This window comes from Streptomyces sp. NPDC060000, from assembly GCF_042737375.1.
In the GTDB taxonomy this organism is placed as follows: Bacteria; Actinomycetota; Actinomycetes; order Streptomycetales; family Streptomycetaceae; genus Streptomyces.
This window is the reverse complement of record NZ_JBHWUU010000013.1, coordinates 75009-86730: the sequence shown is the minus strand read 5'-3', so window position 1 is coordinate 86730 and position 11722 is coordinate 75009. Positions and strand designations below refer to the sequence as shown.

The following is an 11722-nucleotide window of genomic DNA, read 5'->3' as shown; positions in this document are numbered from 1 at the left end:
GTCCAGGCGGGCATCGTCCAGCAGACGCAGGAAGTGCGAGGGGTGCGAGGCGGGTCAGGCGATCACGGCCGCATGTATGGCATGTGTGGCGTGATCGCGGGTAGTGGCGCGCGTGGAGTGGGGGGGAGTGAGGGCGAACACGTGGAATCGCATGCCGACGATGACGGCCGTAAGGCACCGGACGAGTACCTGATGCAAGCGGGCTATGCGCTGGGCGGAGACGGTGGCTGCATCGCTGAGGCCCGTCACCACGCCGTCGCCTTCCTTGACCGGGCCCACGTTGACCATGACCTGGCCGTGTCCGGCCGCGCGCGAGACCTCACCCAGCTGGTGGTCAGCGAGCTGGTCACCAACGCCCGCAAGTACGCACCCGGGCCCGTCCTGATGGAACTGCGCATTACCGCCCACGTCGTGGACGTCGTCGTGTGGGACAGCGACCCCACCGTTCCCGTTGCCCGGGCTGCTGATCCCGGCCGGATCGGCCAGCACGGTCTGGAGATCGTCAAGGCTGTAACCGAGGAGTTGTTCATCGAGCAGCAGCCGGTCGGCAAACGCGTCACCGCCCGTATCGCCCTGTCCGACACATCCAGCAGCGACACCGCCCGCCGCTGAGCCGAGTATCCAGGTGGTCAGGTCGTCGTGCGTCACCTCGCTCGGCCTCTGGCTGCTGAAGGACCGGGATCACTGCAGTGGTCCCGGTCGTTCGCCGTTTCCAGGCCGTGTCCCGGCGCAGAACCTGGTTGAGGCCGCCGTCGATGACGAGTCAGGTGCCGGCGGCGCAGCTGATCTGCGCTGAAGCGAGGAAGAGCACAGATTCGGCGACCACTCCGGGCGGCCCAACCGGCCCAACCGGCTCAGCGGGACCGGATTGACGGCGTAGGCCGTGAAGGCGGCCCCCGATCACAGCCACCACCGTCGTCACAGCCACCACCGTCCTCACGGCCTGTGCCGTCAGGCGTTGAGAGCCCGCTCGACTGTGGGATGGCATGGGATGAAGGTGTCGACGCCGACCATCTGCAGCAGACGCACGACGGACTCCTGGGCGCCGGCGATGCGCAGCCATCCCTGAGTCTGGCTCACTCGCTGGTGGGCGGCGATGAAGACGTTGATCCCACTGGAGTCCATGAAGGTCACACCGCTGAGATCGGCCACGATCCGAGGCGGCGTCGTGCCCTCCTCCGAGGTCAGCGCCTGGCTGAGGACGTCCTTGACGTCGTGGTCGATCTCGCCGTGCACGGTCACGACCAGGACGCCGTCGACCACCTCGGGCTGGACGGAGAACCGGCCTGGCCGGTCTTCCTTCTGGATGTCGGTCACCGTCTCCTCGACTGCTCCTGGGGCGTGCCTGAGGCGAGCGGGGGGATTCGGTCCCGAGGTGTCGCCCTCCTTCGCCGCACAACACCGTACCTCACCGATCCAGATCCGAAAATCTATGTTGGCGAGAGTAGACATTGGGTGGTGTCGTGGCTATGGTTTCTCCCCTAGCCAGAGAGATGGCAGGGCCCGGCAGACGCGAACTGCCGGGCAGTGCTACCGCAGTGGCAGTACCCGTAAGTGAAGTCCGCAGTACCCGCAGTACCGAGCAGTGAAGTCGGTGAGCAGTACCTCGGTGAAGCCACTGGTGGAACTGGTGCCGTCGCATATGGCGGCTCGGACGGTGACTGCCGCCTTGCCCGACCAGCTGAAGTCGCCCCCGGTACACGGGCTGGTAGGACTCCGTTAGGTCTGTCTTGCGGTCCTGTTTGAGGGCATGGTGGGGGTGTGGACGCCCATGAAGTGAACCGTGCTCGGGTGACGTTGGCGTTATTCGTGGCTGACGTGTTCTCGTCGGTTCCGCGCAAGGATCAGCGGGCGAAGGGCGACTGCTATCTGCGGGGACTGATGCTGGACGGACGGCGGAAGTCGATCCAGCCGATGGCGGAACGGCTGCCGGACGGCAACGAGCAGAACCTGCAGCAGTTCGTGAACCAGTCGACCTGGGATCCGGTGCCGGTGCGGCGGCGGATTGCGGAGCGGATGGTGCCGCAGATCGGCCCGGATGCCTGGGCGGTCGATGACGTGTCGTTCCCCAAGGACGGCCGGATGTCGGTGGCGGTCGCGCACCAGTACTGCGGGGCGCTGGGCAAGCAGGCCAACTGCCAGGTCGCGGTGAGCGTGCACGCGGTCTCCGACACCGCGTCCTGTCCGCTGCAGTGGCGGTTGTTCGTGCCGCAGGAGTGGGCGGACGATGCCGTGCGGCGGCAGAAGACCGGATACCGCAGGAGGTCGGGCACCGGGAGAAGTGGCGCCTGGCCCTGGACATTCTCGACGAGCTGGCCGGGTGGGGTCTGGTGCCGCCTGTGGTGGTGGCCGACGCCGGCTACGGCCAGAACGCCGACTTCCACGACGGCCTGAGTGAGCGGGGTATCGGCTATGTCGTGGCGGTCCGTTCGGACGTGACGGTCCACCCGTACGACGTGCAGCCCACCGCCCCCGTGTGGTCCGGCACCGGCCGCAGGCCGCAGCCCCGCTACCGCGACAAGCCGTCCCCGGTGGCCGCGCTGGCGGCCGGCCACGGGCGGCAGGCGTTCAGCGAAGTGACCTGGCGTGAAGGCTCACGCGGGCCGATGCGCTCGCGCTTTCTGGCACTGCGGGTGCGGCCGGCCGGGGTCCGGGCCCGCCGTCTGGCCCAGGCCGCCGCCACTGCCCGGCGCGGCCACTGGGACGGCGTCCTGCTCGACGTGGCGCTGCTGGGCGAATGGCCCCAGGACGCCGAAGCACCCACCGACTTCGCAGATCGACGCCGATGTCACGGCCGAAGCTCTTCGGCTTGCACAGCATCCTCGTGTTCCAACCGAACCCACGGGTCTACCGACCTGAAGCAGACCGGTGGCCCCGTGGGTTCAAACTGAAGGACCTTGGGTTTCCTTGACCCACGGGGATCAAGACCCTGTTCTCGTATAGCTACCTCCAGATGGCGTGTAGCACTGTAACTACTTGGCGTGGTCGCACTGCTGGAGGGCGGCGAAGTCGGCGTGCGCCGTCTCGACGGCCTCCGGGTACGCGCACGGAACGGCACCCCGTGCGGGGCGACGTCTGCCGCCGGGGGCTCAGCTGTCCGCCGTCGGGTCGGTGCGGATGACGGCCTGATCACCGTGGGGCCCGAACAGGTGCAGGATCTCCACCGCTTCGGCGCCGGCGGGGCCGAACCAGTGCGGGGTGCTGGTATCGAACTCGGCGACCTCGCCGGGCCGGAGGGTGGTGTCGCGCTGTCCGAGGATGAGGCGAAGTTCACCGGCGAGTACGTAGAGCCATTCGTAGCCGGAGTGGGTCACCAGCTTCGGTTCGCGATGAGCGAGAACCTGCTTGAAGACCTGGACGCGACCCGGGTACCGCGTCAGCGGGACGACGATGTTTCCGCGTTCCCGGCTCCTGGGCCTGAGGTGGACCCGGGGATCGCCGGTGGCCGGGGCAGCCACCAGCTGGTCCAGCGCCACGCGATGGGCCCGGGCGAGCGGGATGAGGAGGTCGAGTGTCGGGCGCCGCAGACCCGATTCGACGCGTGACAGCGTGCTCACGGAGATCCCGGTGTCGCGCGCGAGTACGTCGAGGGTGAGACCCCGGTCGTGCCGCAGGGCGCGCAGCCGTGGCCCGATGCTGTGGATGAGTTCTGCGAGTTCGGGGTCCATACGGTCATTTTGCGGTCTTCGCAAAATTTCTGGGCCCTGCCCCGCTCCCGGCCCGAGTCTGAGAGCGCCCGATCCCGTACGAAAGGTGCCCCCCCGTGCTCACGAAATCCCTGGCCGCTCCGCCCGCACCGCTGAGTGCGCGCCGACGCTGGACGGTGCTGGCCGTCTGCGCGTTCAGCATGTTCCTGGTCGGTGTCGACACCACCATCGTCAACGTGGGCCTGCCGGAGATCGGGCATGGTCTCGGTGTGGGCACCCATGATCTGGAATGGGTCGTCGACGCCTACACCGTGGTCCTGGCCAGTCTCCTCGTCGTCTCCGGGGCGCTCGCGGACCGATGGGGGCGCCGCCGGGTCTTCCGGTACGGGCTGGTCGTCTTCGGCCTGGCCTCCCTCGCGTGTGCGCTCGCCCCCTCGCTCGGTGTGCTCGTCGCCGCGCGGGCCGTTCAGGGGGCCGGGGCGTCGATGCTGAGTCCCGTGGCCCTGGCGATCGTGGTGAACGCGATGCCCGACCGGCGGGAGCGGGCTCGGGCGATCGGCGTGTGGGCGTCGGTCTTCGGGCTCAGCATGGCGGCGGGTCCGGTCATCGGCGGGGCACTCATCGCCGCGTTCGGCTGGCGTTCGGTGTTCTGGATCAACACGCCGGTCATCGTGGCCGCCCTCGTCCTGGTCGCCGTGTTCGTGCCGGAGTCCCGCGCTGCGCGCGCCAGGCGTCTGGACTGGCCCGGACAGACGCTCCTCACCGTGGTGCTCTGCCTCGTCGTCGGCATCCTCATCGAAGGACCCCGTATCGACTGGGCCTCGCCGACGGCCCTCATCGGCTACGCCCTGGCCATGGCCGCGGCGACCGCGTTCGTCATGGTCGAACTGCGCCGTGAGGAACCCCTGATGGACCTGGGCCTGTTCCGCCGGCCACCCTTCGCCACGGCGGTGCTCGGGGCCATGGCGGTGTTCGTCGCCCTGAACGTGAGTCTCCTCCTCAACACCCTCTACTTTCAGCACACGCGGGGCTGGACTCCGCTCGCGACCGGCGCCACCACCCTGCCCATGGCGCTGGGGGCCACTCTGTGCGCGCCCTGGTCCGGCAACCTGGTGGGACGCCTCGGACCGAGGCGTCCGCTGGTTCTCGCGGGTGCGTTCACCGTGGCCGGAGGTCTGTGCCTGACGCGTCTGGACCAGGACACGAGCGTGCCGCTGATCCTGTTCGCCCACCTGCTGATCGGCATCGGATTCGGCTTCGCCAACGCCCCTCTCACCAACACCGCCGTCAGCGGTCTGCCGGCCACCCGGGCCGGTGTGGCGGGGGCGATCACCTCCACCGCCCGTCAGATCGGTGCGGCGGTCGGTATCGCTGTCGCCGGGGGACTGGTCGCCGGCACCGGCCCCGCCGGCTTCGCGGCGGCGTCGCATCCGGGATGGCTGCTCGTATCGGCCTGCGGACTCTTCCTCTTCGTCGTGGCCCGCGCCTCGCAGCCGGCGGCCGCCGACACCCCCTAGTAGATGATTGATTCCAAGGTCAGTGGTCGTAGGCGGTCAGGGAGCGGATGACCGGGCCACCGGTGTGGCGGTTGTGCCAGATCGCCGTGGTCAGGGCCAGGAGGCGTTGCAGGACGCGGACGGCCACTCCGCCGGGGGTGCGGCCGTCGTGGCGTTCGAGGTCCAGCTGGGCTTTGAGGGTCTGGTTGACCGACTCGATCAGCTGCCGCAGGGGCTTGAACAGCTCGGCTCCGGCCCGCTCGGGTTCGCCCTTGCGGGCCGGCCTCAGCAACCGGACGCCGAGTCCGGCGAGCTGCCGTTCGAAGACGCGGTGACTGCCCCTGGTCGTCGGCGTCTCCGCCGCGAACGTCCACGACAGCGAAGGGCTGAAGCCGATGGTGGCCGGTCACCAAACGAGACACGACCCCCACCGCGGCCGTCACTTCAAGCCCCAACGGCTCCATGCAGACAAGGCATACGACGTGCCTCAGCTGCGGAAATGGTTACGCGGCAAGCGTATCGGCGTGCGCATCGCCCGCAAAGGCTTCGAGTCCAGCGAACGATTGGGCCGCCGCCGGTGGGTCATCGAGCGGACCATCTCCTGGCTGTCCGGCTACCGCCGGCTCAGTCCCCGCTACGAACGAAATCCCCGCAACTACCTGACCTTTTTCGGTCTCGCCGCCGCCCTGTACTGCTACAAGCGCCTCCTCCGCCTCACCACATAGGACACTGTCTAAGGTGAGCGATTGAGTGCCCAAGTGCCCATGAAAGAGCGGGCATTGAGCCCGGACCGGATCGCTCGGATCGGGCGCGAGACGCAGACAGCCTGCCCCCTGCACCGCACGGCCCAGAACCGGATCTGGCTGGAGATCGTGCAGATCGCTCTCGACCTGCTGGCCTGGATGCCGAGGCTCGCCCTGACCGGCCCGGCCCGGCTCTGGGAGCCCCGCCGACTACGGCTCCGCCTGTTCACCGCGGCCGGACAGCTCGTGACCACCGGCCGTCGGCGGATCCTCCGCCTGGCCCGGCACTGGCCCTGGACCGGTCACATCACCGTAGCCCTCGACCGGCTCACCCAACTGCCCGACCCTGGCTGACCAGCAGATTCCCCGTCCCTTCGACAGCACCTCGACACCCGGAGCAGTGGAATCCGGCGCCATCCCGAGGCGACATTCGAGTCTTCGGCCTGCACAGCCTCAGGACACGGCACGAAAACGGTCCACCGACTCCGTCGGCGGACCGTCACGAAACTTCGAGGTTAACGCCGTGGTAGCCGGATGACAGCCGCGCGATGCCGGCAACCCATAACTTGCCATAGGCAGCGGAGAAACCGGGAGTCCGGTCCGAAGGGAATATGTAAATTGCAGCTGCGGGCGTCTGGCCGGCCTGCTTTCGCGCATCGTGGCGAAATCCGCAGGGACGACATTGGGGATGTCCGTCACAGAGTGGGAGTCAATCAGTTGACCGAGTTGGGCACGATTGCGAAAAGAAATCCGCAGAGCGCCACCTTGGATCTGCGAATTTTGTACCTGAAGGCGGTGAACCCCGAGGGCGCTCCGCCACCCGTCGTCCCTGTACCCGAGTTTTTGAATGGACCGGACGACTATCAGGCTGCGGCGGCGGACTGGGCATGCGCGGAAAGGGCGCGCTATCGCGACCTGGCGGCACGTGCGACAGGCGAGGACGATCGTAAGGCGCTGGTACGGCGGACGGCCCTCGCCGCCGCGCCGCTCGGGCTGATCGCCGGCGCCTGGCTGCAGTGGCTCAGTGAGCTTCTAAACGAACCGGACCGCCCAGCGCCCGACGAAGCGCACCGGTGACGGTCCGGCCCGTCGGTAGCCATGCCGTCATTGCCTGTACATCGACCACGTTGGCCAGGTCAGAGTCTGGTGCTGGGACGGCAAGGCCGACACCGCAGCAGCGAGCCGGGGCAAGCCGGTACATCCCGAGTGCGAGAAGAAGGCGCGGGCCGGTACGGCGGCCCGCTGGGAGACGAAGCCGAAGGAAGCGGGCGGCCAAGCCGAAGCAGGTGTCCCTTGTGGAACGAGCCTGAGGTTCCCCCGCTGCGCGGGGGTGGCTGACTAACTTGACTCTGTCAGGGATCTTGGATGGTCGGGCTCAGCTGCCGAGGGTTCGCCAGGACTTTGACCGGGGAATCGCGTTCTGGTCCAGAAAGGTCTGGAAGGCGGTCGGCGGTCTCGGTGAAGAGGGTTCCTCGGTCGCTGACTGGCTGCTGAGTCGTTCGATGTCTACGGCGATGGCCGTGAGTACGTGTTGCAGGTGGGTTTTCGGCTGGCCTCGGTAGCGGCAGTGGCGCTGCCGTGTCCGTGAGCGAACTCGTTGATGGTGCCCTCCACTCCGGAGCGGACCGCGTAGCGGGCCTTCCACTCGGGGGTCTGCTGCTCGGCGCGGGCACGGAGTTGCAGGCCGCGGAGTTCTCGTGGGGGAAAGCCCACGGTCCGGGTGCTGTCGGCGGTGGTGGTGCAGCGGGCGCGGGCCGGCAGGGGCGGCACCGGCTCTTGGTGAACCGGGCCACGATCAGCGGGGCGGAGGTGGGCGAGGAGGTCGGGTAGGGGCCGTGCCAGCCCCGGCTGGCTTGGCCCTGGGGGCAGGTGACCTGGCGGCGGTCGAAGTCGATGTGGAAGTCCTCCCGGTCGAAGCCCTCGTTCTTGCGTCGCTGGGGGGTGGGGTTGCCCGGCAGGGGGCCGCTGACGGTGACCTGGTGTTCGCGCTGGGCTCGTTCCAGGTGGACCAGGGAGGTGTAGCCGCCGTCGACCAGGTGCTCGGCGGGCAGCAGGCCTCGACGCGCAGGCGGGTGTGGATGCCGGGCAGGGAGCGAGCTGGACCGGCGCCTGGCCCAGGTGACCAGCCGGTGAGCGACGCTGTGCACATCGTCCTGGACGACACCGCGATGGCCGCAGCCGGCCAGGGCAACGTCCTCGCCTCCCGTCTGATCCACCGCGCCCATGCCGAATCAGGCTGGTTCCTGTACGCCCCGGCGTGCGCGTTAGTGGAAGCCGATCGCGCCCGGCCTGGCACGGCCGAGCACCTGGCTTCCCTTCCCGGCGTCACCGTCCTCGATCTGGACCTGGCTACAGCCCTGGCCGTCGCACGGCTGGAGACCTGGGCTGTGCGGCACACAGTCAGTACGCAGCGCAGCCGACCCCGGACCGTCCGGACGGCGCGATCATCGCGACCACTGCCCCGCACCGGTGGGCAGGTGAACCGGTCCGCGTACTGGACCTCACCCCCTGATCACAGCAGCAGACGTCTGCGGGCCCCGCCCGCGCGCACGAGGGCGGCGAGATGCCGCCCCGTGCGCGTCCGTCAATGGCGGGCCTGGATCTTCAGGTCGCCGCGGGTCTGTACGCGGATGTGGTCACTGGCGAGCATGGCGTGGGGGAAGCCGAGGTCGATCGCGCTGACCTCGTCCAGGCACGCCATCTGGGACCGGGTTAGGTCGACCTCGAGGGCTCCCAGGTTCTCCTGCAGCTGTTCGACAGTTCGCGCCCCGATGATGGGCGCGGTCACCCCTGGGTTGTGCAAGGTCCAGGCCAGTCCGACCTGTGCAGGGGTCCGGCCCAGTTCCGCCGCGACCTCCTTGACGACATCCACGATGGCGAGGTTGCGCTCGGTCACTGCGCCCAGGGCCAGGTTGAAGCTCTTGCGGGCGCTCTCACTCTGGTCGGACGCCGGTGCGGTCAAGTCCTGGCGGCTGTACTTGCCGGTGAGGACCCCACCCGCCAAGGGGGACCACAGCACGGTTCCCAGTCCCAGCTCCTGGGCCATCGGCAGAAGGTCACGCTCCCCGGTGCGTTCCACCAGGTTGTACTCCAGCTGTAGCGCCGTCAGTGGCGACCAGCCGCGCAGGTCGGCGATCGTCTGCATGCGTGCGATCTGCCAGGCCGGGGTGTTGGAGATGGCGACGTAGAGGATCTTGCCCTGGCGCACCAGGTCGTCCAGGCCGCGCAGGATCTCCTCCACGGGAGTGGTGGAGTCCCATACGTGCAGGTAGAGCAGGTCGATGTAGTCGGTGTTCAGCTGCCGCAGGCTGGTTTCGACCGCGCCGAACAGACTCTTTCGGCTGGCGCCACCGGAGTTGGGGTCATCGGGCCGGCGCAGCGTCGTGTACTTGGTCGCCAGGACCAGACTGTCGCGCCGGTTACGGGCGAACTCGCCGAGCATGCGCTCGGAGGTGCCGTTGGTATAGGTGACCGCGGTGTCGATGAAGTTCCCACCCCGCTCGACGTAGAGGTCGAAGAGTCTCCGCGCCTCGTCCTGCTCCGCGCCCCAGCCCCAGTCGTTGCCGAAGGTGGCCGCGCCGAGCGCGAGTGGTGAGACCCGCAGGCCGGAACGTCCCAGCTGCCGGTAGGTGTCGAGCGTGAGCGCCATCGTATTCTCCTGTGAAGTGTGGTTCCTGGCGTGTGTTGCGTGCGGGCCGGTCATGGGCCCGTGGATGCTCATCCGGCTCCGAGCCCGTAGCCGCCGGCCACGGTGACGACCTGGCCGGTGATATAGCCGCCGGCGGCGTCCGAGGCGAGGAAGACGACTGCTTCCGCGACCTCCTGGCTGGATCCGAAGCGCTCGAAGGGGATCTTCGCGCGCATGGCGTCCCGGCCCCTCTGGGGCACTCAAGGCTTGTCGAACAGTGGGGTGTCGGTGACCCCGGGGCTCAAGGCGTTGACGCGAATTCTGCGCGGAGCCAGTTCGAGCGCGAGTGAGGGCAGCATCGCCAGCAGCGCGCCGCGTGTCGCCGCCCCCACCGTGGCGCCAGGGCTGCCGCGACGGGATCCGATGCCCACGGTCAGGACCATCGAGCTGCCGTTGTTCATGAGGGGAAGGGCCTTTTGGAGGGTGAAGTACTGGCCCTTGAAATTGAGGTCGGCGTGCTCGTCGAACGATTCCTCCGTCACATCGGCTACCGGTGCCGGACGGAATATTCCGGCGTTGAGGAAGAGCAGGTCCAATGACCTGAACCGCGCCGACACCGCTGACATCAGAGCGTCGGTGTCGGCGAGCACGCGCGCATCGGATCGGACGACGAGTACGTCGTCGGGGAGCTCGGACCGTGCCCGTGCGAGGTGATCAGGATTCTGTCCGGTGACCGCGACCTGGTAGCCGCGGGCGTGCAGCAAGCCCGGCCGTCGCTGCCGATCCCGGTCGTCCCCCCGGTGATGAGCGCTGTGGGCATGGCAGACCTTTCGTCGCTGAAGCAGTGGGCAAGAGACTACCCTTAAACGGGGACCTCCCCGCTTGTCTCACCGTACACTGAACCGGGGACATCCCCAATTCGCTCCCGAGCCTCATCCGACACTCACGATCGCGAACGTCATGACACCTCCACGCAGCACCCTGCGCGCCGACGCGCAGCGCAACCGCTGGCAGCTGATCGCCGCGGCCGCCGAAGCCTTCGCATCCGGACGCGCGATCTCGCTGGATGCGATCGCCAAGCGCGCGGGAGTAGGGAACGCCACCCTGTACCGGCACTTCCCCACCCGGGAGGATCTGGTCGAAGAGGTCTACCGGGACCAGATCCGCCCCTTGCGCGAAGACGCGCGCACCCTGCTGGCTACCGAGCCGCCCGCACAGGCCCTCCACGCGTGGATGCTCCGATTCGCCGACTGGGCCGGCGAACGACGCGGCATCTGCGAGGCCCTGGTCGCCATGAGCGCTTCCGGCCGCTTCGGCACCGGACCGGTCTGTGACGAGGTCCAGCAGGTCCTGGCGATGGTGCTCAAGGCCGGCGCCACAGCAGGAGAACTGCGCAGCGACATCGACCCGATCGACGTAGGCGGCATCCTCGCCGGTCTGCTTTCCGTAGCCGGCGCACCCGAGCAGCGCCCCCAACTAAACCGCATGCTGGACGTGGTCGTTGACGGACTCAGGCCCCGCTGAGAGGACGTCCGCATTATTTTTGTGGCTGTTTGGGAGGGTTCAACACCCGCCGGGATTAGTTGTATAAAGGCAGAACAAGCAGTATGTCGCGCTAGTCGAGACGGACATGGCCTTGCGGTTTGCGTAGATTCCCACCATGAGCTCCTGTCCGGTTCGAATATGGGATTGAACGCCGCTTTTGCCTCGCCCGATCGAGCGATATGCCCGGTTGGACACCTCGTGCGCCAGTATCCTCATGGCCTCTTCGAAGCAACGCAAGCCCTACCTGAGCGACCTGTCCGATGCCCGCTGGGCGTTGATGGAGCCGACCTTGACGGCCTGGCGGGCCGAGCGGCAGAAGACCTCGCTCAACCTCGGCGGCAAGGTCACTGACCTGCGGGAAGTCATGGACGCGATCCTCTTCCTCAACCGGACCGGGGCCCCGTGGCGCTACCTTCCGCACGACTTCCCGCCACACACCACCGTGTTCAGCTACTTCAGCGCCCGGACCGCCGACGGCACCATCGAGAAACTCGGCGTCCGCCTGCACCGAATGGTCCGTGAGCAGGAAGGACGCGCTGCCGAGCCCACGGCTTGCGTCATCGACGCGCAGAGCGTCAAGACGCCGGCAAGAAGATCGTGGGCCGTAAACGGCGTGGTGTACGGGTTCACCACGGTCCCGAGGTGCCTTTTGCGAGGTGGCGG

The 11722-nt window shown here is 68.1% G+C and carries 8 protein-coding genes and 7 pseudogenes; 9 read left to right on the top strand and 6 right to left on the bottom strand.

What is annotated here, in order from left to right; all coding sequences use genetic code 11:
- Nucleotides 1–141: 141 nt before the first annotated feature.
- A complete protein-coding gene (locus tag ACFWBB_RS09945) occupies nt 142–612 on the top strand; it encodes an ATP-binding protein (RefSeq protein ID WP_385269014.1) in 471 nt (156 codons plus the stop codon).
- Nucleotides 613–951: 339 nt separating this feature from the next.
- Here ACFWBB_RS09945 and ACFWBB_RS09940 read toward each other — a convergent pair whose 3' ends face one another.
- Nucleotides 952–1317 (bottom strand): STAS domain-containing protein, encoded by a 366-nt coding sequence (locus ACFWBB_RS09940; protein WP_385269012.1) that lies wholly within the window; start codon nt 1315–1317, stop codon nt 952–954.
- A 444-nt stretch (nt 1318–1761) separates the two neighbouring features.
- Between ACFWBB_RS09940 and ACFWBB_RS09935 the strand changes: the two are divergent.
- Nucleotides 1762–2771 (top strand): annotated as a pseudogene (locus tag ACFWBB_RS09935) (IS701 family transposase); the annotation flags it as partial.
- Between the two features lie 318 nt (nt 2772–3089).
- Here the strand turns inward: ACFWBB_RS09935 and ACFWBB_RS09930 are convergent.
- Nucleotides 3090–3668: a helix-turn-helix domain-containing protein gene (locus tag ACFWBB_RS09930; protein ID WP_385269010.1), complete on the bottom strand. Its 579-nt coding sequence runs from the start codon at nt 3666–3668 to the stop codon at nt 3090–3092.
- A gap of 95 nt (nt 3669–3763) precedes the next feature.
- On the opposite strand from ACFWBB_RS09930, the gene ACFWBB_RS09925 reads away from it, so the two are divergent.
- Nucleotides 3764–5164, top strand: a complete 1401-nt coding sequence (locus ACFWBB_RS09925; RefSeq protein ID WP_385269008.1) for an MFS transporter — start codon at nt 3764–3766, stop codon at nt 5162–5164.
- A gap of 19 nt (nt 5165–5183) precedes the next feature.
- Here the strand turns inward: ACFWBB_RS09925 and ACFWBB_RS09920 are convergent.
- Nucleotides 5184–5468: pseudogene (locus tag ACFWBB_RS09920) on the bottom strand (IS982 family transposase); the annotation flags it as partial.
- Nucleotides 5469–5478: 10 nt separating this feature from the next.
- On the opposite strand from ACFWBB_RS09920, the pseudogene ACFWBB_RS09915 reads away from it, so the two are divergent.
- The 3 genes and pseudogenes from ACFWBB_RS09915 to ACFWBB_RS09905 all read left to right on the top strand — a co-directional run.
- Nucleotides 5479–5868, top strand: a pseudogene (locus ACFWBB_RS09915) (transposase); the annotation flags it as partial.
- 48 nt (nt 5869–5916) lie between these two features.
- Nucleotides 5917–6240: pseudogene (locus ACFWBB_RS09910) on the top strand (transposase); the annotation flags it as partial.
- Nucleotides 6241–6603: 363 nt separating this feature from the next.
- Nucleotides 6604–6963: a hypothetical protein gene (locus ACFWBB_RS09905; RefSeq protein ID WP_385269006.1), complete on the top strand. Its 360-nt coding sequence runs from the start codon at nt 6604–6606 to the stop codon at nt 6961–6963.
- A 429-nt stretch (nt 6964–7392) separates the two neighbouring features.
- Here the strand turns inward: ACFWBB_RS09905 and ACFWBB_RS09900 are convergent, their stop codons facing one another.
- Nucleotides 7393–7656: a transposase gene (locus ACFWBB_RS09900; RefSeq protein ID WP_385269004.1), complete on the bottom strand. Its 264-nt coding sequence runs from the start codon at nt 7654–7656 to the stop codon at nt 7393–7395.
- Nucleotides 7657–8015: 359 nt separating this feature from the next.
- Here ACFWBB_RS09900 and ACFWBB_RS09895 point away from each other — a divergent pair.
- Nucleotides 8016–8398, top strand: a pseudogene (locus ACFWBB_RS09895) (hypothetical protein).
- 72 nt (nt 8399–8470) lie between these two features.
- Here the strand turns inward: ACFWBB_RS09895 and ACFWBB_RS09890 are convergent.
- Both ACFWBB_RS09890 and ACFWBB_RS09885 read right to left on the bottom strand, forming a co-directional pair.
- Complete coding sequence (locus ACFWBB_RS09890; RefSeq protein ID WP_385269002.1) at nt 8471–9535, bottom strand: aldo/keto reductase; 1065 nt, start codon at nt 9533–9535, stop codon at nt 8471–8473.
- A gap of 68 nt (nt 9536–9603) precedes the next feature.
- Nucleotides 9604–10278: pseudogene (locus tag ACFWBB_RS09885) on the bottom strand (SDR family oxidoreductase).
- Between the two features lie 196 nt (nt 10279–10474).
- On the opposite strand from ACFWBB_RS09885, the gene ACFWBB_RS09880 reads away from it, so the two are divergent.
- Nucleotides 10475–11038 (top strand): TetR/AcrR family transcriptional regulator, encoded by a 564-nt coding sequence (locus tag ACFWBB_RS09880; RefSeq protein ID WP_385269000.1) that lies wholly within the window; start codon nt 10475–10477, stop codon nt 11036–11038.
- A 235-nt stretch (nt 11039–11273) separates the two neighbouring features.
- Nucleotides 11274–11642: pseudogene (locus ACFWBB_RS09875) on the top strand (transposase); the annotation flags it as partial.
- Nucleotides 11643–11722: the final 80 nt, after the last annotated feature.

Coding starts and splice junctions, on each gene's coding strand:
- ACFWBB_RS09880 (WP_385269000.1), top strand. CDS start 10,475: ATGACACCTCCACGCAGCACCCTGCGCGCCGACGCGCAGCGCAACCGC.
- ACFWBB_RS09930 (WP_385269010.1), bottom strand. CDS start 3,668: ATGGACCCCGAACTCGCAGAACTCATCCACAGCATCGGGCCACGGCTG.
- ACFWBB_RS09890 (WP_385269002.1), bottom strand. CDS start 9,535: ATGGCGCTCACGCTCGACACCTACCGGCAGCTGGGACGTTCCGGCCTG.